The 24,354-nt window shown below is 72.5% G+C and carries 20 protein-coding genes; 7 read left to right on the forward strand and 13 right to left on the reverse strand.

All coding sequences use genetic code 11. From position 1 onward, the window contains the following. Positions 1-587 precede the first annotated feature (587 nt). The 3 genes from AMK24_RS19245 (at position 588) to AMK24_RS19255 (ending at position 3,267) form a co-directional block, all read left to right on the forward strand. A complete protein-coding gene (locus tag AMK24_RS19245; protein ID WP_073770029.1) occupies positions 588-1,736 on the forward strand; it encodes an SAM-dependent methyltransferase in 1,149 nt (382 codons plus the stop codon). Positions 1,737-1,747: 11 nt separating this feature from the next. Further along, positions 1,748-2,380 carry a DUF1796 family putative cysteine peptidase gene (locus AMK24_RS19250; protein ID WP_073770030.1) on the forward strand — a complete coding sequence of 211 codons (633 nt, stop codon included), beginning with the start codon at positions 1,748-1,750 and terminating at the stop codon, positions 2,378-2,380. A gap of 134 nt (positions 2,381-2,514) precedes the next feature. Next, a complete protein-coding gene (locus tag AMK24_RS19255; protein ID WP_073770031.1) occupies positions 2,515-3,267 on the forward strand; it encodes a PIG-L deacetylase family protein in 753 nt (250 codons plus the stop codon). A gap of 116 nt (positions 3,268-3,383) precedes the next feature. Here AMK24_RS19255 and pssA read toward each other — a convergent pair whose 3' ends face one another. The 8 genes from pssA to AMK24_RS19295 form a co-directional block, all read right to left on the reverse strand. Then, positions 3,384-4,211: a CDP-diacylglycerol--serine O-phosphatidyltransferase gene (gene pssA, locus AMK24_RS19260; protein WP_199876467.1), complete on the reverse strand. Its 828-nt coding sequence runs from the start codon at positions 4,209-4,211 to the stop codon at positions 3,384-3,386. 22 nt (positions 4,212-4,233) lie between these two features. Then, positions 4,234-4,881: a phosphatidylserine decarboxylase gene (locus AMK24_RS19265; protein ID WP_073770033.1), complete on the reverse strand. Its 648-nt coding sequence runs from the start codon at positions 4,879-4,881 to the stop codon at positions 4,234-4,236. 180 nt (positions 4,882-5,061) lie between these two features. Further along, on the reverse strand, positions 5,062-6,267 hold the full coding sequence (locus AMK24_RS19270; RefSeq protein WP_073770034.1) for an acyl-CoA dehydrogenase family protein: 1,206 nt from the start codon (positions 6,265-6,267) through the stop codon (positions 5,062-5,064). Positions 6,268-6,315: 48 nt separating this feature from the next. Next, the gene (locus tag AMK24_RS19275; RefSeq protein ID WP_073770035.1) at positions 6,316-6,819 is read right to left on the reverse strand and encodes a MaoC family dehydratase; all 504 of its coding nucleotides are present in this window, start codon (positions 6,817-6,819) and stop codon (positions 6,316-6,318) included. Between the two features lie 2 nt (positions 6,820-6,821). Next, entirely contained in the window at positions 6,822-7,844 is a 1,023-nt protein-coding gene (locus AMK24_RS19280) for an HpcH/HpaI aldolase/citrate lyase family protein (RefSeq protein WP_242435190.1), read from the reverse strand. Then, entirely contained in the window at positions 7,841-9,853 is a 2,013-nt protein-coding gene (locus tag AMK24_RS19285; RefSeq protein WP_073770036.1) for a protein meaA, read from the reverse strand. Before AMK24_RS19285 ends, AMK24_RS19280 begins: the two co-directional genes overlap by 4 nt. A gap of 9 nt (positions 9,854-9,862) precedes the next feature. Then, positions 9,863-11,200, reverse strand: a complete 1,338-nt coding sequence (gene ccrA, locus AMK24_RS19290) for a crotonyl-CoA carboxylase/reductase (RefSeq protein ID WP_073770037.1) — start codon at positions 11,198-11,200, stop codon at positions 9,863-9,865. Between the two features lie 351 nt (positions 11,201-11,551). Beyond that, entirely contained in the window at positions 11,552-12,349 is a 798-nt protein-coding gene (locus AMK24_RS19295) for a GNAT family N-acetyltransferase (RefSeq protein ID WP_073770038.1), read from the reverse strand. A 155-nt stretch (positions 12,350-12,504) separates the two neighbouring features. On the opposite strand from AMK24_RS19295, the gene AMK24_RS19300 reads away from it, so the two are divergent. Continuing rightward, the gene (locus tag AMK24_RS19300; protein ID WP_073770039.1) at positions 12,505-13,287 is read left to right on the forward strand and encodes a restriction endonuclease; all 783 of its coding nucleotides are present in this window, start codon (positions 12,505-12,507) and stop codon (positions 13,285-13,287) included. Here AMK24_RS19300 and AMK24_RS19305 read toward each other — a convergent pair. Together AMK24_RS19305 and AMK24_RS19310 are read right to left on the reverse strand one after the other, a co-directional pair. Further along, positions 13,274-14,086 carry a TetR family transcriptional regulator gene (locus tag AMK24_RS19305; protein WP_073770040.1) on the reverse strand — a complete coding sequence of 271 codons (813 nt, stop codon included), beginning with the start codon at positions 14,084-14,086 and terminating at the stop codon, positions 13,274-13,276. The genes AMK24_RS19300 and AMK24_RS19305 overlap by 14 nt on opposite strands. Positions 14,087-14,177: 91 nt before the next feature. Further along, positions 14,178-15,959 carry a 3-hydroxyacyl-CoA dehydrogenase family protein gene (locus AMK24_RS19310; RefSeq protein ID WP_073770041.1) on the reverse strand — a complete coding sequence of 594 codons (1,782 nt, stop codon included), beginning with the start codon at positions 15,957-15,959 and terminating at the stop codon, positions 14,178-14,180. 400 nt (positions 15,960-16,359) lie between these two features. On the opposite strand from AMK24_RS19310, the gene AMK24_RS19315 reads away from it, so the two are divergent. Beyond that, positions 16,360-16,932: an adenylosuccinate lyase gene (locus tag AMK24_RS19315; protein WP_384578613.1), complete on the forward strand. Its 573-nt coding sequence runs from the start codon at positions 16,360-16,362 to the stop codon at positions 16,930-16,932. 109 nt (positions 16,933-17,041) lie between these two features. Here AMK24_RS19315 and AMK24_RS19320 read toward each other — a convergent pair whose 3' ends face one another. Together AMK24_RS19320 and AMK24_RS19325 are read right to left on the reverse strand one after the other, a co-directional pair. After that, positions 17,042-18,628: an alpha/beta hydrolase gene (locus AMK24_RS19320; RefSeq protein ID WP_073770043.1), complete on the reverse strand. Its 1,587-nt coding sequence runs from the start codon at positions 18,626-18,628 to the stop codon at positions 17,042-17,044. 168 nt (positions 18,629-18,796) lie between these two features. Continuing rightward, positions 18,797-19,825, reverse strand: a complete 1,029-nt coding sequence (locus AMK24_RS19325; RefSeq protein WP_073770044.1) for an Rv2578c family radical SAM protein — start codon at positions 19,823-19,825, stop codon at positions 18,797-18,799. Positions 19,826-20,054: 229 nt separating this feature from the next. Between AMK24_RS19325 and AMK24_RS19330 the strand changes: the two genes are divergently transcribed. Continuing rightward, entirely contained in the window at positions 20,055-20,498 is a 444-nt protein-coding gene (locus AMK24_RS19330) for an SRPBCC family protein (RefSeq protein WP_073770045.1), read from the forward strand. Between the two features lie 266 nt (positions 20,499-20,764). Then, positions 20,765-23,233, forward strand: a complete 2,469-nt coding sequence (locus tag AMK24_RS19335; protein WP_073770046.1) for an MFS transporter — start codon at positions 20,765-20,767, stop codon at positions 23,231-23,233. A gap of 149 nt (positions 23,234-23,382) precedes the next feature. Here the strand turns inward: AMK24_RS19335 and AMK24_RS19340 are convergent, their stop codons facing one another. Then, positions 23,383-24,276, reverse strand: coding sequence for a LysR family transcriptional regulator (locus AMK24_RS19340; protein WP_073770047.1), 894 nt, complete (start codon positions 24,274-24,276; stop codon positions 23,383-23,385). Positions 24,277-24,354 lie beyond the last annotated feature (78 nt).

Raw genomic sequence — 24,354 nt, forward strand, 5'->3', positions numbered from 1 at the left:
GTTTCGAAAGTCCCGCCTGCTCGGCGACGCCCGGCACGCACGCTCGCGGCGTTGTCGGGACCGCCCCGATACATCCGGTATCGGGGCGGCCCTCCGCCTTGCGATCGCACGCACCGGACGCCGCCGAGCCCGCCCTCCGGGCGGACGGCGCTACTTTCGAAACACGCCCTAGCAGCACCGCCCCCTGCCCCCGGCGCCGGGACGGCCGAGGGCGCGGTGCCCGGCGACCCGTGCCGGGCCGGTGGAGCGGAGCGGTTTCCTCGGGGGCGGCGCCTCTGTCGGTCCCGGGGGCGGCAGGACGCCCGAGGTGGCCGGATCTCGACTGTGCGAAGCGGGCGGGGCACCGGTTCCCGCGCGGCGGCGGGCGGGGCTCCACCGCCGCTCGGCCGCGCCCGAGGGCCCTCGTGATCGGCGGAAAATTGGTCTGGACCACATGGGGCGGCGGTGGTTAGCTCGTTCCGGACCCCATGCCTTCGGGACCGGGTCCGCCCGCTTTCGCCGGCAGACGGCCGGAGCCCGCCCGCCCGGGGCCGGACCCCGCCCGTCCGCCGCCGAGTCCTATCGCGTTCTGCTGAGGGGATCCTTCCGTGATCGACGTCGTGACGGTACTCAGGGCCGAGGACGCCGCCCTGGACTTCCTCTCCGTGCTCGGCGGGGAGGAGCACGAGGTCCACGTCCTGTGCGGCGACACCGCCGAGCGCCTGGTGCTCCCCGTCGGCCGGCCGCTCGCCGACCGCCTCGACGCCCTGGCGCCCCTGGTCCGGCCCGTCGACGAGCACGCGGCGTCCCCGGGGCCCGAGGCCCTGGCCGTCCTCGTCGAGGCGTCGGCCGGAGGAGGGCCCGCCCGCCTCTGGACCCACTCGCCCGCCGACACCCGGCGCAGCCGAGGCCGTCTCGGCAGGGACGCCGCCGACGCCGCGGGGGGCCGCCCCGTGCTGCACGCCGTCGGCCACTCCCCGTACCTCCAGTTCCTCAGCGATCTGGACCGGCCGCTGGACCGCGCCGAGGCCGCCGCCAAACTCGCCTTCGTCAACCGGCACTGCGGACACTTGCTCCGCACCGCCTCGGAGGAGCACGTCGTCCGCACCGGACGGGTCCACGCCACCGAACGCTTCTTCGCGGCCGGGCCCGAGGAGCGCGAGCGGCTGTTCGCTCTCCTGGCCAGCCTCGACGAGGACGCCGCCACGGTGGACGACCCCTGGGAGTTCGCCACCTCCGCCTACGAGGCGGAGCGGCTGGACACCACCGTCGCCTGGATCGCCGGGCACTGCCCGCCCGGCCGCGGCCCCCTCGTCGAGGTCGGCGCCTGCGAGGGAGCCCTCACCGCGCGGCTCGTGGACAAGGGGTTCACCGTCCACGCGACCGAACCCAACGCGGCCTTCCGCCACCGGCTCACCGCCCGCGCGGGGGAGACGGCGCACGTCCACCCGGAGTCCCTGGAGGAGCTGGCCGCCCGCCCCCGCCTCCCCGGCGCGGCCTACCTCCTGATCGAGATGCTCTACTACGGCCAGGACCTCGACCTGCTCGACCGCCTCCCCGCCGACCTGGTCTTCGTCGCCCTGGAACCGGAGGCCCTCGCCGCCGGACTGACCCCGTGGCTGGAGCGCACCCCGCACTGGGAGAAGGCCGACGAGAGGCCGCTCGTGGCTCCCGCGCTGGAAGCCGTCTGCGGCGGCCGCGCCTATCTGAGCAAGCGCGGCTCCATCGGCGTCCTGCTGCGGCGCACCGCCGCCTGACCGGGTACGCGATGTACGACGTCTGCGTCGGCCTCGGCTACCACTGCGAATCGACCTACCAGCTCCGCCGCGTCACCGGCGTCGAGCGGGCCCATTTCTTCGACTGGCTCGACCTCGACCTCGCCGCCGTACGGGAGACCATCGCGGCCGACTTCGCCAACGTCCTCCGCCCCGGCCTGTGCGAACCGTTCGGCGACGGCTCCTGCGTACGGGACCGGGGCTCGGACATCCGCTTCTTCCACGACTTCCGCGCCCCGGAGGGCGCCCCCCTGACCCCCGCCCTCATCGCGGAGCAGTTCGCCGCGGTCCGGTCCAAGTTCGACCACCTCGCCGCCCGCTGGCGCACCCTGACCGCCTCCCGCTCCCGCGTCCTGTACGTCCACCAGGACGCGTTCGACGAGAGTGGCGCCCCGGACCTGGCCGCTCTGCACGCCCTGCTGCGCACCCGCTACCCGGCCCACGCCTTCGACCTGCTGTGGCTGCGCCGTACGCCACCGGAGGACGCCGCGGCCCTCCCGCCGGGCGTCCTGTGGGGCACGGTCCCCCTCCGCCCGGGCCGCTGGGAGGGCGACGACGCCGCCTGGGACAGGGCCCTCGCCCCCCTGGACATCCCCCGGGCCTCCGAGGCCGGCCCCCGCCCCTGACGCCTTCACCCGCCCCCGGCCGGGGGCCCTTGAACCGTCACCCGCCCCAGCCGCCGCCCCGAAGCCCCGCCGCCCCGAAGCCCCGCCCGTCCGAAGCCCCGTACACCGGCCGACCGCACCCCTCCGGAGGACCCGTGCCCACCGCCGTCCCCCCGCCCTGGCGCACCGTCGTCATCTCGCCGCACTTCGACGACGCCGCCCTCTCCCTCGCCGGGCTGCTGCCCACCCTCCCCGGCCCGCTCGCCGTGGTCACCGTCCACGGCGGCCCCCCGGCCCCCGGCCTGCCGGTCTCGGGGTGGGACGCCCTCTGCGGCTTCAGCTCGGCCCGTGAGGCGTACGAGGCCCGGCGGGCCGAGGACGCCCGCTCCTGCGCGCTCCTCGGGGCCGAACAGGTCCTCGTCGACCACCCCGACGGCCCCTACGTCCGCGAGGGCGACGAACCGGCCGGCCTCGACCCCCTGCTGCGCTCGCTGGCCCCCGGCGCCCTGGTCCTCCTACCGCTCGCCACCAACCAGCCGGACCACGAGGCCGTACGGCTGCGCGCCCAGCGGGTCCTCGCCGAGGCCGGTGCGCCCGAGCCCCACGTCTACGCCGACCTGCCCTACACCGGGCACCTCCCGGAGTGGGGCGCCCCCGACGCGAGCGCCGCACTGGCCGCGAGCGAGAAGTGGGGGACCGCCTACCAGCGGCTGGACCGCTCCCACCGGCTCACCGTCCGCCACGAGCTGACGCTCACCGACGAGCAGTGGGCGGCCAAGCGCGAGGCCGTCCTGTGCCACGCCTCCCAGCTCGCCGGGCTCGCCCCCGCCCACGGCGCCTTCCTGGACCGGAACGGCCCCCTGCGCACCGAGCTGATCTGGGCCCTGGAGCCCCGGGACGCCTCCTGACATCGGCGCCGGAGAACGCGGGACGCCCCGGAACGCCCGGGTACCGGGAACGCGCGAGGGCCCGGATGCCGGGGAGCATCCGGGCCCTCGCCCTGTCGTTCTTCGCGTGTCGGCCGCTACGGGAGCTGAGCCGCCCGCGCCTCGCGCCGGTTGTCACGGAACGTGTTCACCCGTCGCGCCGTGGCGAACAGCGGGATCACCGCGCCGAGCACCACCTGGAGCGCGCAGCCCGTCTGGAGCAGCAGCTGCCCGCCCGGCGCGTCGAACGCCCACGCGGCGAGCAGCCCCATCGCGCCCACGATCCAGCTGAGCATCGCCACCGCGAGGATGCCCCGCGGCTTGGGGTACTCCACCCGGCTCACCATCAGCCACGCCACCCCGACGATCGCGAGCAGCGTCGGGACGAAGGGCAGCTCCAGGAGCACGATCGAGACGACCGTCAGCGCTCCGAAGGGGCTCGGCATGCCCTGGAACATGCCGTCCTTCAATGTCACGCAGGAGAATCTGGCCAGCCTGAGCACCACCGCCAGCAGCACCACGATCGCCGCCAGCGCCGACACCCTCTGGTGGGCGTCGTCGGCGACCATGCCGTACACGAGCACGAAGTAGGCCGGCGCGAGCCCGAAGCTGATGAGGTCCGAGAGGTTGTCCAGCTCGGCGCCCATCGGGGAGGAGCGCAGCTTGCGCGCCACGAGCCCGTCGAACAGGTCGAAGATCGCGGCCATCAGCATGAGGATCACCGCGGTGGCGGCCGAGTGCCGGGCCATGCCCGTCTCGTCGCTGCCCGTGAGGTGCGGGATCAGGATGCCGGTGGTGGTGAAGTACACCGCCATGAAACCGCACGTCGCGTTACCGAGTGTGAGCGTGTCCGCTATCGACAGCCGCATCGACAGCGGCATGTCCTCCGTGCCGTCGGCGTCGTTCTCCTCGTCGGCCTCCGGCACCCAGCCGGCCTTGGTATCAGGATCAATCACGGTCAATTCGAGTCACCCCCGCGGTGGTGGCCTGGCCGACCTCGACCGCGACATCGATCCCCTCCGGGAGATAGATGTCCACGCGCGAGCCGAAGCGGATCAGGCCGATGCGCTCGCCCTGCTCCACCTTCGTGCCCTGGGGGAGGTACGGCACGATCCGACGGGCGACCGCTCCGGCGATCTGCACCATCTCGATGTCGCCCAGCTCGGTGTCGAAGTGCCAGACGACGCGCTCGTTGTTCTCGCTCTCCTTGTTGAACGCCGGAACGAACCCGCCCGGAATGTGCTCGACCGACGTCACGGTGCCCGCCAGGGGGGCGCGGTTGACGTGGACGTTGAGCGGGCTCATGAAGATCGCGACGCGGGTGCGCCCGTCCTTCCACGGCATGATGCTCTGCACCACGCCGTCGGCCGGGGAGATGACCCGGCCCTCGGAGATCTCGCGCTCGGGGTCACGGAAGAACCACAGCATGCCCGCCGCGAGCGCGGTGGTGGGCACAGCCGCAGCCGCCCAGCGCCCCGACGTGCGGGCGCGGGCCAGGCTGAGGGCTGCGGTGGCGACGGTCGGCAGGAGCCACGGAGATGCTCCGCGGGCGATGCGGACCCCGCCGCGGGATGCGGAGGAAGTGCTGTCGGGCATGGATGACCTTCGTAGCGGATGATGCCGCGCTGGCAACGGGGGACGGCGGCTTTCCGAAGATGCTATCGGTTGCCGGGCGCAACTGGGCAAGCCAGCAGCCGAGTCGGACTGTCGAACGCCGCCCGTCGAGGGTGACCCGGTGTGATGTTCTTCGCCACCAAATCACCCCAGAACGGACAATCAGCCCTGGAATCGGTACTCCTCCAAGAGGCGCCGGCCAATGATCATTTTCTGGATCTCGGCGGTACCTTCACCGATCAGCAGCATCGGCGCCTCGCGGTAGAGGCGCTCGATCTCGTACTCCTTGGAGAAGCCGTAGCCGCCGTGGATGCGGAAGGCGTCCTCGACGACTTCCTTGCAGTACTCGGAGGCGAGGTACTTCGCCATCCCTGCCTCCAGGTCGTTACGTTCCCCGGAGTCCTTTTTGCGGGCCGCATTCACCATCATGGCATGAGCGGCTTCGACCTTGGTGGCCATTTCGGCCAGTTTGAACTGGATCGCCTGGTGCTGGGCGATCGGCTTGCCGAAGGTGTGGCGCTGCTGTGCGTACGAAACGCCCAGTTCGAAAGCACGCTGTGCGACACCGCAGCCACGTGCCGCGACATTCACCCGGCCGACCTCGACGCCGTCCATCATCTGGTAAAAACCTCGGCCCGTCGTGCCGCCGAGAACACGATTGGCCGGAATGCGCAGGTCGTCCATGATGAGCTCGGTCGTGTCGACGCCCTTGTAGCCCATCTTGTCGATCTTCCCGGGAATGGTCAGGCCGGGCCGGACCTCTCCGAATCCGGCCTCCTTCTCCACCAGGAAGGTCGTCATCGACTTGTGCGGCGCGGTCCCCTCGGGGTGGCCTTCGTCACTTCGGGCCAGTACGGCCACCAGCGTCGAGGTGCCGCCGTTCGTCAGCCACATCTTCTGGCCGTTGAGAACGTACTCGTCGCCGTCCTTCACGCCCTTCGACGAGATCGCCGAGACGTCCGAGCCGAGCGCCGGCTCGGACATCGAGAAGGCCCCGCGCACCTCGCCCAGCGCCATCCGCGGCAGGAAGGCGTCCTTCTGTTCCTGGGTGCCGTGCTGCTTGAGCATGTAGGCCACGATGAAGTGCGTGTTGATGATGCCCGACACGCTCATCCAGCCGCGCGCGATCTCCTCCACGCACAGCGCGTAGGTCAGCAGCGACTCGCCCAGGCCCCCGTACTCCTCGGGGATCATCAGCCCGAACAGGCCGAGTTCCTTCAGTCCCTCCACGATCTGCGTGGGGTACTCGTCCCGGTGCTCCAGTCGGGTGGCGACCGGAATGATCTCCTTGTCGACGAAATCCCGGACCGTGGCGAGGATCTCCCGCTGTACGTCGTTCAGACCGGCGGTCTGGGCGAGTCGCGTCATGGCTGCTTCTCCTGTGGCTTCACGCGGGCGGCCGCACGGCCGCGCGGGTCAGTTGGACGGCGTCGGGCGGCCGGGCTGCTCGCCGCCGCGCTCCTTGATGTACGTCTCGGTGGGGACCATCACCTTGCGCCGGAAGACGCAGACCACGGTGCCGTCCTGCTTGTAGCCCCGGGTCTCCACGTACACGATCCCGCGGTCGCTCTTGGATTTCGACGGCGTCTTGTCCAGCACCGTCGTCTCGCCGTAGATCGTGTCGCCGTGGAAGGTCGGCGCGATGTGCTTCAGCGATTCGACCTCCAGGTTGGCGATGGCCTTTCCGGAGACGTCCGGCACCGACATGCCGAGCAGCAGCGAGTAGACGTAGTTGCCGACGACGACGTTCTTCCCGAAATCGGTCGTCTTCTCCGCGTAATTGCCGTCCATGTGCAGCGGGTGGTGATTCATGGTCAGCAGGCAGAAGAGGTGGTCGTCGTACTCCGTGACCGTCTTTCCGGGCCAGTGCTTGTAGACCGCGCCGACCTCGAATTCCTCATATGTGCGTCCGAACTGCATGATCAGGCCTCCGGGGCTTCGAACTTGGAGGTGCGCTGCATTCCGGCGGCCCGGCCCTTGCCGGCGATGACCAGGGCCATCTTGCGGCTGGCCTCGTCGATCATCTCGTCGCCGAGCATCGCGGAGCCCTTCTTGCCGCCCTCCTCGGAGGTGCACCAGTCGTAGGCGTCGAGGATCAGCTCGGCGTGGTCGTAGTCCTCCTGGGAGGGGGAGAACACCTCGTTCGCCGCGTCGACCTGGCCCGGGTGCAGCACCCACTTGCCGTCGAAGCCGAGGGCGGCGGCACGGCCCGCCACCTCGCGGTAGGCGTCCACGTCGCGGATCTGGAGGAACGGGCCGTCGATCGCCTGGAGGTCGTGGGCGCGGGCGGCCATCAGGATGCGCATCAGGATGTAGTGGTAGGCGTCCGCCGGGTAGCCGGGCGGCTGCTGGCCGACGACCAGGGTCTTCATGTTGATCGACGCCATGAAGTCGGCGGGGCCGAAGATCAGCGTCTCCAGCCGGGGCGAGGCCGCTGCGATGTCGTCGATGTTCACCAGGCCCTTGGCGTTCTCGATCTGCGCCTCGATGCCGATCCTCCCGACCTCGAAGCCCATCGTCTTCTCGATCTGGGTGAGCAGCAGGTCCAGCGCCACGACCTGCTGGGCGTCCTGGACCTTCGGCAGCATGATGCAGTCGAGGTGGGGGCCCGCGCCCTCGACGACCGTGACGACGTCCCGGTACGTCCAGTGCGTGGTCCAGTCGTTGACCCGCACGACCCGGGTCTTGCCGCTCCAGTCGCCGTTGTTGAGCGCGTCCACGATGTGGTGGCGCGCGCCCTCCTTGGCGAGCGGGGCGCAGGCGTCCTCCAGGTCCAGGAAGACCTGGTCCGCCGGGAGGCCCTGGGCCTTCTCCAGGAAGCGCGGGTTGGAGCCCGGCACGGCCAGACACGAACGGCGCGGGCGCAGCCGGTTGACCGGGGAGTGCGCGGCGGAGCCGCTGTCCGCCGGGGCGGTGGCGGGCGACGGGTGGGCGGGCGTGGTCATGCGGGGACCTCCAGAGGGTCGAGCTTGTTCGCTTTCCGGATCTCGTCGACGATACGGCCGATGATCTCGGTGATGCCGAAGTCCTTCGGGGTGAAGACGGCGGCCACACCGGCTTCGACGAGCGCCGCGGCGTCGGCCGGCGGGATGATGCCGCCGGCGATCACCGGGATGTCCGCGGCCCCGGCGTCGCGCAGCCGGCGCAGCACGTCGGGCACCAGCTCCGCGTGCGAGCCGGACAGGATGGACAGGCCCACGCAGTGCACGTCCTCGGCGAGCGCGGCGTCGGTGATCTGCTCGGGGGTCAGCCGGATGCCCTGGTAGACCACCTCGAACCCGGCGTCCCTGGCCCGTACGGCGATCTGCTCGGCTCCGTTGGAGTGGCCGTCCAGGCCGGGCTTGCCGACCAGCAGGCGCAGCCGTCCCACGCCGAGGTCGGCCGCGGTCCGGGCGACCTTCTCGCGGACCAGGGCGAGCGTGCTGCCGGGCTCGGCGGCGACCGCGACCGGGGCCGAGGAGACCCCGGTGGGGGCGCGGAACTCGCCGAAGACGTCCCGCAGCGCCCAGGACCACTCGCCGGTGGTGACGCCCGCGCGGGCGCACTCGACGGTGGCCTCCATCATGTTCTCGGTGCCGGCCGCGGCCTTCTTCAGCGCGGCCAGCGCCTCGGAGGCGCGCGCCTCGTCGCGGTTGTCGCGCCACTCGTGCAGCGCGGCGACGACCCGGGCCTCGTTCTCGGGGTCGACCGTCATGATGGCGCCGTCGAGGTCGGAGGTGAGCGGGTTGGGCTCGGTGGACTCGTAGACGTTGACGCCGACGATCTTCTCCTCGCCGGTCTCGATCCGGGCCCGCCGGGCCGCGTGCGAGGCGACCAGTTCGGACTTGAGATAACCGGACTCGACGGCCGCCATCGCGCCGCCCATCTGCTGGATGCGGTCGATCTCCGCCAGCGACTCCTCGACCAGGGCCTCCACCTTGGCCTCGATGACGTGGGAACCGGCGAAGATGTCCTCGTACTCCAGCAGATCGCTCTCGTGGGCCAGCACCTGCTGGATACGGAGCGACCACTGCTGGTCCCAGGGCCGGGGCAGCCCCAGCGCCTCGTTCCAGGCCGGCAGCTGCACCGCGCGGGCGCGGGCGTCCTTGGAGAGGGTGACGGCCAGCATCTCCAGGACGATGCGCTGGACGTTGTTCTCCGGCTGCGCCTCGGTCAGGCCGAGGGAGTTGACCTGGACGCCGTAGCGGAAGCGGCGCTGCTTGGCGTCGGTGATGCCGTACCGCTCCCGGGTGACGCGGTCCCAGATGCGGCCGAAGGCGCGCATCTTGCACATCTCCTCGATGAAGCGGACGCCCGCGTTCACGAAGAACGAGATGCGGGCGACCACGTCACCGAACTTCTCCTCGGGCACCTGGCCCGAGTCGCGGACCGCGTCGAGCACCGCGACGGCGGTCGACATGGCGTACGCGATCTCCTGGACCGGGGTGGCGCCCGCCTCCTGGAGGTGGTAGCTGCAGATGTTGATCGGGTTCCACTTGGGGATGCGGTTGACCGTGTACGTGATCATGTCCGTGGTCAGCCGCAGCGAGGGAGCCGGCGGGAAGACGTGCGTCCCGCGCGAGAGGTACTCCTTCACGATGTCGTTCTGGGTGGTCCCCTGGAGCTTGGCCGGGTCGGCCCCCTGCTCCTCCGCCACCACCTGGTAGAGCGCCAGCAGCCACATGGCGGTCGCGTTGATCGTCATCGAGGTGTTCATCTGCTCCAGGGGGATGTCCTGGAACAGCCGCCGCATGTCACCGAGGTGCGAGACGGGGACGCCGACACGGCCCACCTCGCCGCGGGCGAGGATGTGGTCCGGGTCGTATCCGGTCTGCGTCGGCAGATCGAAGGCGACCGAGAGACCCGTCTGGCCCTTGGCGAGGTTGCGGCGGTACAGCTCGTTGGACGCCTCGGCGGTCGAGTGGCCGGCGTACGTCCGCATGAGCCAGGGCCGGTCCTTCTGACGCTCGTTCATCGCGGAACCTCAGACGTTGCGGAAGCGGTTGATGGCGTCGATGTGCTGCTCGCGCATTTCCTGGTCGCGCACGCCCAGGCCCTCGCGGGGGGCCAGCGCCAGGACGCCGACCTTGCCCTGGTGCAGGTTGCGGTGGACGTCGTACGCCGCCTGGCCGGTGTCCTCCAGCGCGTACGTCTTCGAGAGCGTCGGGTGGATCTTGCCCTTGGCGATGAGGCGGTTGGCCTCCCACGCCTCGCGGTAGTTGGCGAAGTGGGAGCCGATGATGCGCTTGAGGGACATCCACAGGTAGCGGTTGTCGTACTCGTGCATGTAGCCGGAGGTGGAGGCGCAGGTGGTGATGGTGCCGCCCTTGCGGGTGACGTAGACCGAGGCGCCGAAGGTCTCGCGGCCCGGGTGCTCGAAGACGATGTCGATGTCCTCGCCGCCGGTGAACTCGCGGATGCGCTTGCCGAAGCGCTTCCACTCCTTGGGGTCCTGGGTGCGCTCGTCCTTCCAGAACCTGTAGCCCTCGGCGTTGCGGTCGATGACCGCCTCCGCGCCCATGGCCCGGCAGATCTCGGCCTTCTCGGGGGAGGAGACGACGCAGACCGGGTTGGCGCCGCCGGCCAGCGCGAACTGGGTGGCGTAGGAGCCGAGTCCGCCGCTGGCGCCCCAGATCAGCACGTTGTCGCCCTGCTTCATGCCCGCGCCGTTGCGCGAGACGAGCTGGCGGTAGGCGGTCGAGTTGACCAGGCCGGGGGCGGCGGCCTCCTCCCAGCTGAGGTGCCGGGGCTTGGGCATCAGCTGGTTGGACTTGACGAGCGCGATCTCGGCGAGGCCGCCGAAGTTCGTCTCGAACCCCCAGATGCGCTGCTCGGGGTCGAGCATCGTGTCGTTGTGGCCGTCGGAGGACTCCAGCTCGACCGAGAGGCAGTGCGCGACGACCTCGTCGCCCGGGTTCCAGGCGTTCACGCCGGGGCCGGTGCGCAGGACGACGCCCGCCAGGTCGGAGCCGATGACGTGGTACGGCAGGTCGTGGCGCTTGGTCAGCTCGCTGAGCTTTCCGTAGCGCTCCAGGAAGTTGAAGGTCGAGACCGGCTCGAAGATCGAGGTCCAGACGGAGTTGTAGTTCACCGAACTGGCCATGACGGCGACGAGGGCCTCGCCGGGACCGAGTTCGGGGACCGGGACGTCGTCCAGGTGGATCGACTTGCGGGGGTCCTTGTCACGGGACTCCAGGCCCGCGAACATCTCCGCCTCGTCCTTGTGCACGGTGATCGCGCGGTAGGACTCGGGGAGGGACAGAGCCGCGAAGTCCGCTGCGGTGCTGTCCTGCGACTGAATCGCGTCCAGGATTTCCTTCACGGTGTTGCCTCCGGTGATGCGCGTCGAGGGAACGCTTGAGGGGCCCTGCTGGCAGGGGGGTGCTGTCTGGAGGTGTTGCCGTCGGTTCGGCGGGTGGAACTCGGCTTTGCCCGGTGGAGCAGAAGGGTGCCTGTGACGCAGGCGTCCGGGCGCGCAGCACGGTGGTTGCGGGGACAGCCGGCGTACGTGTGAGGTCTCAGCACGCCGGCCGCCCGGACACCATCAACGTATGGCACTCCGTGACACCTGACAAGGCACCCAGTGCCAACAATTTCTCTCACTTGTCATCTCGTAGGCACGCATGAGCAACACGATGGGCGTTACGAGACGTTCTGTCCTGCTGGCATGCGGTTACCGCCCCGCCCGGTACACATACGGCGTCGTCGTGGCGAGCGCCGTGAAGCCGAGCCGGGCCAGGATCGGGGCCGACAGCGCGCTCGCGTCGACCTGGAGGAAGCGGTAGCCCCGCTCGGCGGCGATCCGCGCCCGGTGCGCGACCAGGGCCCGGTAGAGGCCCCTGCCCCGCCACCCGGGAACCGTTCCGCCGCCCCAGAGCCCGCAGAAGCCCGTACCGGGGTACAGCTCCATCCGGGCCGAGCTGACCGGCTCCCCGCCCGCCAGGGCCACCAGCGCGACGACCTCGTCCGGGGCCCGCTCCAGCCGCGTCAGCACCTGGTGGCGCAGCCGCCCGGAGTCCGTGCCGAAGGCCCGCTCATGGGCCAGGGCCATCAGACCGGCCCCGGCCGCGTCGGTCACCGGGCGCAGCTCGACCCCCGTGGGCGGCTTCGCCCCCGGCAGCGCGGTCAGCACCCCGACCGGGGCGACGAGCAGCGTCTCGGGCGGCTCGGCCGCGAAACCGGCCCCCCGCAGCCGCTCGCCCAGATCGGCCGGGCCGTCGTGGGAGTAGAGCTTCCACTCGAACCCCTCGTGGCCGAGCCCTTCCCAGTACGCGATCTGGGCCGCGATCGCCGCGTCGGCCCCCGCCGCGTCCAGGCCCGGCTCGGACCAGACCACCCCATTCCAGTCGTGCGGGCCGCCCACCTGGCGGACCAGGGGCCCGGCCCGCTCGACGCGGACGCCGGGCCCGTCGGGGCGGGCGCGCTCCCGCAGTTCGCGGTCGAACAGTTCACGGATCTCGGTGGGTCGCATCCGCGCACCTCAGCACGGCGGCGGCCGAGGGGCCAGCGGATTTCGGCCGGCACCGCGCCGGACGCCCCCGCCGGGCGCGTCGAAAGCGCCGAACGGGGCACACGGTCCGACAGGAAGTGATCTTGAAGTGACGAGAGGGCAGGGGTGGGGCAGCGATGGCGATACCGATCCGCCGCAGACGGGGCGACCGGCAGGGGCGGGCCTCCTTCGACCTCCGGCGCACCTCCTTCGGCTTCGCCCTGATCGCTCTGGTCGTCGCGGGCGGCGGGCTGGCCCTGCGCGCGGCCTGGGAGAGCGCCGTCCGCCACCCGGTCGTCGCCGTGCTCGTGGTCCTCCCGCTGCTGACCGCGGCCGTCCTGGCGCCGCGCCGCCGCCGACGCGCCCGGCGGGTCGCGGAGGCCGTCACCGAGACCGCGTACGACATCGTCGAAGAGGGCCTCGCGGAGCTGGACGCCGCCCAGGCGGACCGCGCCCAGGCCCCTCCCGCGCCCCCGGAACCGGCCGGACCCCCCGTCGACTACGCCCGGCTCGACCCGTACGCCTTCGAGGAGGCCGTCGCCGCACTCTGCCGCCGCGACGGCTGCGCCGACGCCGAAGTGGTGGGCGGCGCGGGCGACCTGGGCGCCGATGTGCTGGGCACCACCCCGGACGGCCGCCGCCTCGTCGTCCAGTGCAAGCGCTACGGGGAGGAGAACCGGGCCGGCTCGCAGGACCTCCAGCGCTTCGGCGGCACCTGCTACGCCGTGCACGCGGCGGACGTCGCGCTCGTCGTCTCCACCGGCGGCTTCACCGACCCCGCCCTCGACTACGCGGAGCAGTGCGCCATCCTCTGCTACGGCCCCGAGGAACTCGCCGCCTGGAGCGAGGGCGCCGCACCCCCGCCCTGGGAGGCGGTGGCCCCCGTCGAGCGGCGGGAGGCCAAGGTCAGCGGTCCTTGAGCGCCTGCTGGATGGTCCTCATGACCTCCTCCAGCGGGGCGTCGGTACGCGCCACCGCCACGAGCACCTCGCCGTCCGCGGCCACCGACGCCGCGGGCCGCTCCGGCTCGTTCCCCGCGGTGCGGCCCGCCCCGATGCCGGTGCCGAAGGTGTCGCGGACGATGGCGAAGGCGCGGTCGAGCTGCGCCTCCACATCGCCCTGCCCGCCCGCCCGCAGCCAGCGGCGCAGCACGTGGTTGTGCGCGGTGACCACGGCGGACGCGGCGACCTCCGCGAGCAGCGGGTCGTCGTTGCCCACATGGTGGTCGCGCTCGTCGAAGTGGCCCAGGAGATAGCGGGTGAACAGCCGCTCGTAGCGGGCCACCGACGCGATCTCGGCCTCCCGGAGGGTAGGTACCTCACGGGTCAGTTTGTAGCGGGCCACGGAGACGGCGGGCTTGGCCGCGTACATCTTCATGACTTCCTTGATGCCCCGGCAGACGGTGTCGAGCGGATGCTCGTGCGCGGGGGCGGCGTTGAGGACCGCCTCGGCCCTGACGAGGGTGTCGTCGTGGTCCGGGAAGATGGCCTCTTCCTTGGAGCGGAAGTGCCGGAAGAAGGTCCTGCGGGCGACGCCCGCGGCGCCCGCGATCTCGTCGACGGTGGTCGCCTCGTACCCCTTCGTGGCGAAGAGCTCCATCGCGGCGGCGGCCAGTTCGCGGCGCATCTTGAGCCGTTGGGCGGCCGCCCGCGTCCCCGCGGTGGTCTCCGGGGCGTCGGTCGCGGCGGTGGCACGGGGTGACTTGGCGGGCTGGGACATGGCATGAACGTAACCCATCGGTGCAGGAGAGCGCGCCTGCGGGGGCGGGCCGCCGGAGGGCCCCAGCAACCCGCCCCACCCGGCTCCCGGGTCAGCGACGGGCATATTCGCGGAAGCCGCGCCCCGTCTTGCGGCCGAGGCAGCCCGCCGCGACCAGGTGCTCCAGCAGGGGGGCGGGCGCCAGGCCCGGGTCGCGGAACTCCTGGTGCAGCACCTTCTCGATGGCCAGCGAGACGTCCAGGCCGACCACGTCGAGCAGTTCGAACGGGCCCATCGGGTACCCGCCGCCCAGCTTCATCGCCGCGTCGATGTCGTCCAGCGAGGCGTAGTGCTGCTCCACCATCTTGATCGCGTTGTTGAGGTACGGGAACAGCAGCGCGTTCACGATGAACCCGGCCCGGTCCCCGCAGTCCACCGGGTGCTTGCGGATCGTCGCGCAGACCGCGCGGACCGTGGCGTGCACGTCGTCGGCGGTCAGGACCGTACGGACCACCTCGACCAGCTTCATCGCCGGGGCCGGATTGAAGAAGTGCATCCCGACGACGTCCTCGGGACGTGTCGTGGCCCGCGCGATGGCGACGACCGGCAGCGAGGAGGTGGTGGTGGCGAGCACCGCGCCCGGGCGGCAGACCTTGTCCAGCGCGGCGAACAGCTGCTGCTTGACCTCCAGGTCCTCCGCGACCGCCTCCACGGCGAGATCGACCTCCGCGAACGCGTCCAGCGAACCGGCCGCCGTGATCCGGCCCAGCGTCTCGTCCCGGGCCCCGGCGGTCAGCCGCCCCCTGGCCACCGACCGCTCCAGCGACTTCGCGATCCGCCCCTTGGCGAGATCCGCCTTCTCCTGGCTCCGGGCCGCCAGCACCACGCCGTACCCGGCCTTCGCGAAGACCTCCGCGATGCCCGACGCCATGGTGCCGGAGCCCGCGACGCCCACCGACGCCACCGCGCGCCCCGCGCCCGCCTCCGCGTCGGCCGCCGGGGTCAGCGCGTCCGGCACCACGACCTGGCCGCCCGGCGCGTCGTACGTGTAGAAGCCGCGCCCGGCCTTCCGCCCGGTCAGACCGGCGCCGCTGAGCTGGCCGAGGACGGGGGCCGGCGCGTGCAGCCGGTCGTGGGACTCGGCGTACATGGCCTCCAGGACCGTGCGGGCGGTGTCGATCCCGATCAGGTCGAGCAGGGCGAGGGGGCCCATGGGCAGCCCGCAGCCCAGCTTCATCGCCGCGTCGATGTCCTCACGGGAGGCGTAGTTCGCCTCGTACATCGCGGCGGCCTGGTTGAGGTAGCCGAAGAGCAGCCCGTCCGCGACGAACCCGGGCCGGTCGCCGACCGCGACCGGCTCCTTGCCCAGCTCCCGGGCGAGCGCGGTGACGGCCTCCACGGCGGGCGGGGCGGTCAGCACCGAGGAGACCACCTCGACCAGCTTCATCGCGGGCGCCGGGTTGAAGAAGTGCAGGCCGAGCACGCGCTCGGGGCGCTGCGACTCGGCGGCCAGCCGGGTCACCGACAGGGCGTTGGTGCCGGTGGCCAGGATCGCGGTGGGGGAGACGATCGCGTCGAGCTCCCGGAACACCTGCTGCTTGATCTCGTACGTTTCGGGCACCACCTCGATGACCAGTTCGGCGCCGGCGGCGGCCCGGAGGGTGTCCGACGTACGGAACCGGGCGAGCACGGCGGTCCGCTCCTGCTCGGTGATCCTCCCGCGGCCCACGGCACGCGCGGTGGACGCTTCGAGGGAGGCGACGGCCCCGCGTGCGGCCGTCTCGCTGATGTCGATGCCGATGACCTCGCGGCCCGCGCGGGCCAGGACCTCGGCGATGCCGGCGCCCATGGTGCCGAGGCCGACGACGGCGATGGTGGAGAGAGGGGTGTCCATCACGGGACTCCAGGGTGAGTGACGACTGGGGGAGCACGGCGCGCGCGGCGATGAGGGAGCGGCGCGTGGCGTACGGAGCTGCGTGTCGTGGAGCACGGCGCGCGTGGCGTACGGAAGCTGCGCGTCGCGTGGAGCACGGGGCCGAGGCGTGAAGAGCGCACGCCCGGCCGTGAGGGGTGACGGACTCTGTCCCGGAGTCGCGTCGTACGTGGAGCCGAACCGACGAGCACTCCGGGTGGCTGCGTCACCAGGCCACCGGAGCCCGCGGGGAGTGTGCCCCGCTCAGATGAGATTAACCGGCGGGTAACGAGCGCGCCACCCCTGGATCCGTGTGCCCTGGACCACACCGCCTCCGCCGTCCCGCCCCGTACGGAACGTGTCCGTGGATACGCTGAGCGTCATGGATGAGGAGTTCCGTTCACTCATGGACCGGCTGGAACCCGAGGCTGCGGGGTCTCCGGCGTACCCCCGGCTCGTCGCCGCCGAGGATCCGGAAGAGCTGGCCCGGGTCCTGGTCGAGCCGCGCCAACCCCTGTGGGCGCGCGAGATAGCCGCCTTCCGGCTCGGTTGCGCGGGCGACCGGAGGGCCTTCGAGACGCTGGTGCTCCTGCTCAACCACCGCGACCCCGAACGCTGCGTCTCCGCCGCCCACGCCCTGTACCTCCTGGGCGACCCGCGTACCCCGCGCGCGGCCGCCGCCCTCGCCACCAACACCCTGCGCACCGCCTACGCCCTGCACCCGGTGCGGTTGCTGACCGACCTGCGCGCCCCGGAGTCGGTCCCCGCCCTCGTCGAGACCCTCGGCAGGCTGCTGGCCCCCGGCGAACCCCACTGGCGCGTCGCCCTCGCCTGCGTGGAGGGGCTCGGCCGGCTCGCCGACGAACAGGCCCGCCCGGTCCTCACGGCGGCTCTCCCGCACCCCCGCGTCGGCGCGGCGGCCGCGGCGGCGCTCAGCCGGCTGCCCGGCCCGTGAGCGGGTCCGTCGCGTCCGCGCCCTCCGGCGGAACGCGCTCGCGGCCCTTCCAGGCCGGACCGCCCCCGCACCCGGGGAGGAAGCCGGGTACGGGGGCGGCCGGGCCGGGTCAGCGGCGGAAGCCGAGCAGGCCGTGCAGCCGGCTGCCCTCGCTGTTGTCCACCGACTGGGCCGCCGCCTTCTCGGCCGGCAGCGGCCTCGGCTCCGGGAGGGCTGCGCACACCGCGTCCGCCTCGCCCCGGCCGCGCGGGACGGTGCCGTCGGCCAGATAGGCCGTCAGGTGCCTGTCCAGGCAGTCGTTTCCGCTCAGCGTGATGCCGTGGTTGCCGCCGCCCTCCTCCACGACGAGGCTGGAGCCCTTGAGCTTGCGGTGCATGCTGAGCGCGCCGCCGTACGGGGTCGCCGCGTCGTCGGTGGCCTGAAGGATGAGCGCCGGGGGCAGCTGCCGGTTGTCCACCGGGACCGGGCGCAGCGGAGGCACCGGCCAGTCCGCGCACGGCGCGTTGTACCAGGTGTTGTTCCACGTCATGAACGGCGCTTTCCCGTGGATGCGCCGGCTGTCGTTGCGCCAGGTGCTCCAGTGCTCGGGCCAGGCGGCGTCGCGGCACTGGACGGCGGTGTAGACCGAGTAGCCGTTGTCGCCGCTCGCGTCGACCGCGCCGAAGTTCTCGTACACCTCGACCAGCGCCTCGGCGTCCCGGTTCTTCACGTACGCGGCGAACGCCTCGGCGAGGTAGGGCCAGTAGCCGTTGTAGTACCCGCCGGGCAGGAAGGCGTCCTCCAGCTCGCTCGCGCCGACCGTGCCGCCGGCGGGCTTTCGCGCCACGTCCGCCCGCATCCGGTACCAGGCGGCCTCGACGCGGGCCGGGTCGGCGCCCAGGCCGTACGCCGCGTCGTTCTTCGCGACCCAGGCGGCGAACGCCTTGTGCCGGTCGTCGAAGGCGTAGTCCTGGCCCAGGTTGCCCTCGTACCAGACGTCGTCCGGGTCGACGACCGAGTCCAGGACCAGGCGGCGCACCCGCTCCGGGTACAGCTTGGCGTAGACCGCGCCGAGGTAGGTGCCGTAGGAGTAGCCGAAGTAGTTGATCTGCCGGGAGCCCAGCGCCCGGCGGATCACGTCGAGGTCCTTGGCCGCGCTGACCGTGTCCATGTACGGCAGCACGTCGCCGTGCTTCTCGCCGCAGGCACGGGCGAACGACTCCGCCCGGTCGCGGTTGATCCGCTCCGCGCGGTAGGAGGCGGGCACCGTGTCCGGGCGCACCGGGTCGAAGTGGCCCGGTACGCAGTTCAGCGCGGGGGTGCTCCTGCCGACCCCGCGCGGGTCGAAACCGATCACGTCGTACTGCGCCGCCACCTTCTTCGGCAGCGAGGAGGCCACGAAGCCGGCCATCGACAGACCGCTGCCGCCCGGGCCGCCCGGGTTGACCAGCAGCGGGCCCTGGAAGGTCTTCGCGGTGTGCGGGACGCGGGACAGGGCGAGCGTGATCTGACGGCCCGTGGGGCGGCGGTGGTCCAGCGGGGCGCGCACCTTCGCGCACTGGAGCGTGGGGTAGCTCTCGGTGGGGCAGTCGGTCCACTTCGGCTTCGGGGCGGGCGGCGCGCTCGCGGCGGTGGCGGCGGCCGGCCCGGGCGCGGCGGACAGCAGACCGGCGACGGTCGCGCCGACGGCGACCAGAATTCCTGCACGTTTCGTCATGGGGCCTCCCGGGGTGGCGGGACGCGGCGCCGGATCACCGGTCCCCGCCGCATGCTCCCCGAATCGCGCGGCGGAAGGGCCCCTTCCGTGCGATTCGGCCCGTACGGTCACGCCATCGGCGCACGCGGCGGTCCGGCCCGCGGCCGCCCCGGCGCTCTCCCGCCGCCCTCAGAGCAGGGTCAGCCGGGTCGGGCCGGGCTCCGGGGCGGGCGGGACCGGAGCGGCGGGACGGGACTCGACGCGGCGGCCCGGCCCGATCCCGTACGCGTCCGCCAGCTCGTGCACCTGACGGGTGATCCGGCGCTGGTACCAGGTGGGGGCGTACGCCCCGTCCCCGTACATCCGCTCGTAGCGCTCCACCAGATGCGGATGGCGCCGCCCCAGCCAGTGCAGGTACCACTCCCGCGCGCCGGGGCGCAGATGCAGCACCAGCGGGGTCACCGAGGTCGCCCCCGCGGCCGCGACGGCCGCCACGGTGGCGCGCAACTGCTCGGGGCGGTCGCCGAGGAAGGGGATGACGGGGGCCATCAGGACCGAGCAGCCGATGCCGGCGTCGGTGAGGGCGCGCACCGCGTCCAGCCGGCGATCGGGGGAGGGGGCGCCCGGCTCGACCGCGCGCCACAGCTCCCGGTCGCCGAAGCCCACGGAGACCGAGACGCCGACCTCGGCCACCTCGGCGGCCCGGCGCAGCAACTCCAGGTCCCGCAGGATCAACGTGCCCTTGGTGAGGATCGAGAACGGGTTCGCCCGGTCGCGCAGGGCGGAGATGACGCCCGGCATGAGCCGGTACCGGCCCTCCGCCCGCTGGTAGCAGTCGACGTCGGTCCCGATGGCGACGTGCTCCCCCTGCCAGTGCCGCGCCCCCAGTTCGCGCTGGAGCAGCTCGGCGGCGTTGGTCTTGACGACGATCTGCGAGTCGAACCCGGTGCCGGTGTCCAGGCCCAGACGGCTGTGGGCCTTGCGGGCGAAGCAGTACACGCAGGCGTGTGTGCAGCCCCGGTAGGGGTTCACCGTCCATTCGAACGGCATTCGCGAAGCCCCGGGCACCCGGTTCAGGATCGAACGGGCCCGGATCTCGTGGAAGGTGACGCCCCGGAACCCGGGGGCGTCGAACGTGCGCGTGGTCACCGCGTCCGCGGCGAAGAGCGCGCTGTTCCCGGGCGTCGGGTTCTTCTCGACCGGATGGTCCCAGCGCATGGACGCCTCCTCGGTAGCACTCCTCGCAGAATAGAACACTTGTTCCCTTGATCGTGCGAGGCGGGCCGCGCGGCTCGCGGACCACGTCCTCGCCGACCCCGGGGGAAGCGAATTCCGCGTCCTCGTCACCCGCCGCCCCTGAGCCGGACCCACCCCGATTTTGAGCGGCCGTACCCGAGGTGGTTGGCTCAGCACACCCCCCGAACCACGGAGAGCCGGAGGAACAGCCATGGCGCAGGTCGAGGCGACGACGGAGCGGATCATCGCGGCGGACGCGGACACGGTGTTCGACGCCCTGGCCGACTACAAGGACGTCCGCGGCAAGGTGTTGACCGGGCACTTCAGCGAGTACGAGGTCCGGGAGGGCGGGGACGGCGAGGGCACCCTCGTCCACTGGAAGCTCCAGGCGACCAGCAAGCGGGTCCGCGACTGCCTGCTGGAGGTCAGCGAGCCGACCGACGGGCAGCTCGTCGAGAAGGACCGCAACTCCTCCATGGTCACCACCTGGACCGTCACCCCGGCCGGCGAGGGCCGGTCCAAGGCCGTCGTGACCACGGTCTGGGAGGGCGCCGGCGGCATCGGCGGCTTCTTCGAGCGCACCTTCGCGCCCAAGGGCCTCGGCCGGATCTACGACGAGCTCCTCCAGAACCTCGCCGCCGAGGTCGAGAAGTAACTCCCGCTCCCCGCACCGGAGGCCGGTCGTCGGCGGTCTCCGGTGCGCGGTCGCCCCGGCTCCCGGGCGGGCCGGCCGCACCCTCCGGGCAGGGCTCCGCCTCACCGGAACGGGTGGTTTTCCGCCGCGCCCGGTTGTGCGCCGTAGCGGCTCCCACCGGGGCTTAAGCCCACCGCGTGCTCCTCGTGCGCCCCCTGTCACGTTTGCCCCGCCTCGCCGCGCGATGCGAGAAATGGGCGGCGCAGATGCGACGAGGGGAGCGTTACGTGGTGGGTGGGATCACGCTGGAGAAGGACGAACCGGACGGGCCGGGAGCGGACCGCCCGGCTCCGGGGGTCTCGGCCCCGGACGGCTCGACGGCGACCGTCGACACCCCCGTCGCACCGCCCCCTGTGCCCGGCCCCGGCCCCGAAGCCGCCGAGATCAGCCCCCGCAAGGTCCGCATGGTCTTCCTCGGACTGATGCTCACCCTGCTGCTCGCGGCGCTCGACCAGATGATCGTCGCCACCGCCCTGCCGAAGATCGTCGGTGAGCTGCACGGCCTGGAGAAGATGTCCTGGGCGGTCACCGCCTACCTCCTCGCCTCCACCATCGTCCTGCCGCTCTACGGAAAGCTCGGCGACCTCTTCGGCCGCAAGGGCGTCTTCCAGTTCGCCATCGTCGTCTTCGTCATCGGCTCCGCCCTGGCGGGCTGGTCGCGCACCATGGACGAGCTGATCGCCTTCCGGGCCCTCCAGGGCGTCGGCGGCGGCGGGCTGATGATCGGCGTCCAGGCGATCATCGCGGACATCGTCCCGGCCCGGGAGCGCGGCCGTTACATGGGCCTCATCGGCGCGGTCTTCGGCCTCGCCTCGGTCGCCGGGCCCCTCCTCGGCGGTTTCTTCACCGACCACGCCTCCTGGCGCTGGTGCTTCTACATCAACGTCCCGTTCGGCCTGGTCACCCTCGCCGTCATCGCGGTCGTCCTCAAACTGCCCCGGCCCGCCGCCCGGCCCCGCCTCGACGTCCTGGGTGCGGCGCTCCTCGCCGTCGCCTCCACCTGCCTGGTGCTGGTCACCAGCTGGGGCGGGACCGAGTACGCCTGGGACTCGGGCGCCATCCTGGGCCTCTCGGCGGGCGCGGTCGCCTCCACCGTCCTCTTCGTCGCCGCCGAACGCCGGGCCGCAGAACCGATCATTCCGCTACGGCTGTTCCGCGACTCCGTCTTCAACGTCTCCGGCCTGGTCGGCGCGGTCGTCGGCATCGCCCTCTTCGGGGCCGCCAGCTACCTGCCCACCTACCTCCAGATGGTCGACGGGGTCAGCGCCACCGAGTCCGGGCTCCTGATGCTTCCGATGATGATGGGCATCGTCGGCGGTTCCATCGTCTCGGGCCAGCTCATCACCCGCACCGGCCGCTACCGGATCCACCCGATCGTCGGCAGCGCCGTCTCCGTCGTCGGCATGGGGCTGCTCTCGTTGTTGGAGGCGGACACCTCCGTCCTGGCGTACAGCTTCTACCAGGCGGTTCTCGGCACCGGCATCGGCCTGGTCATGTCCGTCCTGGTGCTCGCCGTCCAGAACTCCGTACGCCCTTCGGACCTCGGCACCGCCACCAGCGCCCACAACTACTTCCGGCAGATCGGCGGCAGCGTCGGTGCGGCCGTCTTCGGCACGCTGTTCGCCGGACGGCTCTCCGACGCGCTCGGCGTACGGCTGCCCACCGGCGCCGAGCTGCCGGACCCCGCGTCGATCACCCCGCAGATCGTCCACGCGATGGAACCCGCGCTGCGCGACGCCTACATCCAGGCGTACGTGGACGCGATGCCGCGCATCTTCCTCTACCTCGTGCCGGTGCTCGTGCTCGGCCTGATCCTCGCCTTCTTCCTCAAGGAGAAACCGCTGGTGTCCCACCACAGCCCCGAAGCCGCCGCCGAGACCACGATGCCGATCCCCGCGGCCCGCGCCGACTCCGCGCGGCCCGCCGCCGACCGCCTCTCCGGGATCCCGGTCCACGGGTGCGTCCAGCACTCCGACGGCACCACCGTCCCCCGGGCCGCCCTCACCCTCATCGACGTCCAGGGGCGGCAGATCGGGCGCGGGGCCGGCGGGGACGACGGGCGGTACGCGCTCAGCGTCCCCGGCGCCGGTTCGTACGTCCTGATCGCCGCCGCCGGGGGCCACCAGCCGCAGGCCGTCAGCGTCACCGTGGGGGAGCGCCCCGTCGAGCTGGACGTGGTCCTCGGCGGCGCCGGACGGCTCGCCGGGTCCGTCCTCACCCCCGACGGGGCCCCGGTCCAGGGCGCGGCCGTCACCCTCACCGACGTGCACGGCGAGGTCGTCGCCTCCACCCGCGCCGGGCGCGAGGGCGGCTACGTCATCGGCGAGCTGGTCGCGGGGGAGTACACCCTGGCCGCCAGCGCCCCCGCCTTCCGCCCCACCGCCCTCCCGGTCAGCGTGCAGGCCGCCCGCGAGACCCGGCAGGACATCGAGCTGGCGGGCGGGGCCGTCCTGCGCGGCGTCGTCCGCGCCACCGGCGGACGGCCCGTCGAGGACGCCCGGGTCACCCTGCTCGACGCGGCGGGCAACGTGGTGGACACCCTCACCACCGGGGCGGACGGATCGTTCCGGTTCGTCGACCTCTCGTCGGGCGAGTACACGGTGATCGCCGCCGGATACCCGCCGGTCGCCACCGTCCTCCAGGTCGCGGGCGGCGGCCGCACCGAACGGGACCTCCAGCTGGGCCACGAGGACTGAGGCGCACGGGGACCGAGACGTACGGAGGGCGGGCGACCGGGACGGGGACGTACGGCGGGCGGGTGCAGGGGGGGCAGAAGCGCGCATGGGGGTGCGGGGCGCCGGGTACGCGCCGCCCCCGGTTGAACCCGCCCCCGCCTCACTCCGCCTCACCCCGCCTCTGCGTTCTCGCGCAGCAGCCGCATCAGCGCCCGCGCCCCCGGGCCCGTGTGCCGGGCCGCCGGCAGCACCGCCACGCTCTCGTACACCGGCCGGGCCCCGCCCGCCAGTTCCACCGTGACCAGCCGGGCCGCCTCCGGCTTGCGGGAGAAGTGGTGCGGCACCACCGCGATCCCCAGCCCCTCCTGGACCAACTCCAGCAGGCTGTGCACGTCGTTGACCTCCAGGCCCACCGTCCGCCGCACCCCCGCCGCCGCGAACGCCTCGTCCGCCGCCCGCCGGGGGCCCCAGCCCGGGTGGAAGTCGATGAACGACGCCCCCGCCAGCTCCTGCCATCCCACCTCGGGCCGCCCGGCGTACGGATGCCCCGCCGCGCACAGCAGCACCAACCGCTCCCGGGCCAGCGGCACCAGCTCCCCGCGCCACTTCGCCGGGTCGACCGCCGCCGCGAACGCCAGGTCCAGCCTGCCGCCCGCCACCCCCTCCAGCAGGCTGCCGGCGCCCTCCTGCCGCAGCCGCAGCTCCATCTGCGGATGGTCCCGGTGGAACGCCGCCAGCAGCCGCGCCGGGTTCACCCCCGCCACGCACTGCTCGACCCCCACCGTCAACGTGCCGCGCAGCAGCCCCCGTACGGCGTCGACCGCCTCCCGCGCGGCCCGCGCGCCCGCCAGCGTGCGCTCCGCCTCCACCAGCAGCGCCCGCCCCGCCTCGGTGAGCCGGACCGTGCGCGTGGTCCGGCTGAACAACGGCGTCCGCAGCTCCTGCTCCAGCGCCCGTACGGAGGCGGAGAGCCCGGACTGCGAGACGGCGAGGCGCTCGGCGGCCCGGGTGAAGTGCTGCTCCTCCGCCACGGCGACGAAGTGCTCCAGCTGACGCAGTTCCATGATTGAGCAATCTAGGCGATGAATCCGAGCGGAATCCCCTGTTGGACTGCTGGATCCATCTGCGGAAGCCTGGAGCCC

This window comes from Streptomyces sp. CB02366 (genome assembly GCF_001905905.1).
Classification (GTDB): domain Bacteria; phylum Actinomycetota; class Actinomycetes; order Streptomycetales; family Streptomycetaceae; genus Streptomyces.

Bases quoted from the DNA above. Each gene is read 5' to 3' on its own strand.
- AMK24_RS19250 (WP_073770030.1), top strand. From the start codon at position 1,748: ATGTACGACGTCTGCGTCGGCCTCGGCTACCACTGCGAATCGACCTAC.
- AMK24_RS19265 (WP_073770033.1), bottom strand. From the start codon at position 4,881: ATGCCCGACAGCACTTCCTCCGCATCCCGCGGCGGGGTCCGCATCGCC.
- AMK24_RS19270 (WP_073770034.1), bottom strand. From the start codon at position 6,267: ATGACGCGACTCGCCCAGACCGCCGGTCTGAACGACGTACAGCGGGAG.
- AMK24_RS19275 (WP_073770035.1), bottom strand. From the start codon at position 6,819: ATGCAGTTCGGACGCACATATGAGGAATTCGAGGTCGGCGCGGTCTAC.
- AMK24_RS19280 (WP_242435190.1), bottom strand. From the start codon at position 7,844: ATGACCACGCCCGCCCACCCGTCGCCCGCCACCGCCCCGGCGGACAGC.
- AMK24_RS19285 (WP_073770036.1), bottom strand. From the start codon at position 9,853: ATGAACGAGCGTCAGAAGGACCGGCCCTGGCTCATGCGGACGTACGCC.
- AMK24_RS19295 (WP_073770038.1), bottom strand. From the start codon at position 12,349: ATGCGACCCACCGAGATCCGTGAACTGTTCGACCGCGAACTGCGGGAG.
- AMK24_RS19300 (WP_073770039.1), top strand. From the start codon at position 12,505: ATGGCGATACCGATCCGCCGCAGACGGGGCGACCGGCAGGGGCGGGCC.
- AMK24_RS19305 (WP_073770040.1), bottom strand. From the start codon at position 14,086: ATGTCCCAGCCCGCCAAGTCACCCCGTGCCACCGCCGCGACCGACGCC.
- AMK24_RS19310 (WP_073770041.1), bottom strand. From the start codon at position 15,959: ATGGACACCCCTCTCTCCACCATCGCCGTCGTCGGCCTCGGCACCATG.
- AMK24_RS19315 (WP_384578613.1), top strand. From the start codon at position 16,360: ATGGATGAGGAGTTCCGTTCACTCATGGACCGGCTGGAACCCGAGGCT.
- AMK24_RS19320 (WP_073770043.1), bottom strand. From the start codon at position 18,628: ATGACGAAACGTGCAGGAATTCTGGTCGCCGTCGGCGCGACCGTCGCC.
- AMK24_RS19325 (WP_073770044.1), bottom strand. From the start codon at position 19,825: ATGCGCTGGGACCATCCGGTCGAGAAGAACCCGACGCCCGGGAACAGC.
- AMK24_RS19330 (WP_073770045.1), top strand. From the start codon at position 20,055: ATGGCGCAGGTCGAGGCGACGACGGAGCGGATCATCGCGGCGGACGCG.
- AMK24_RS19340 (WP_073770047.1), bottom strand. From the start codon at position 24,276: ATGGAACTGCGTCAGCTGGAGCACTTCGTCGCCGTGGCGGAGGAGCAG.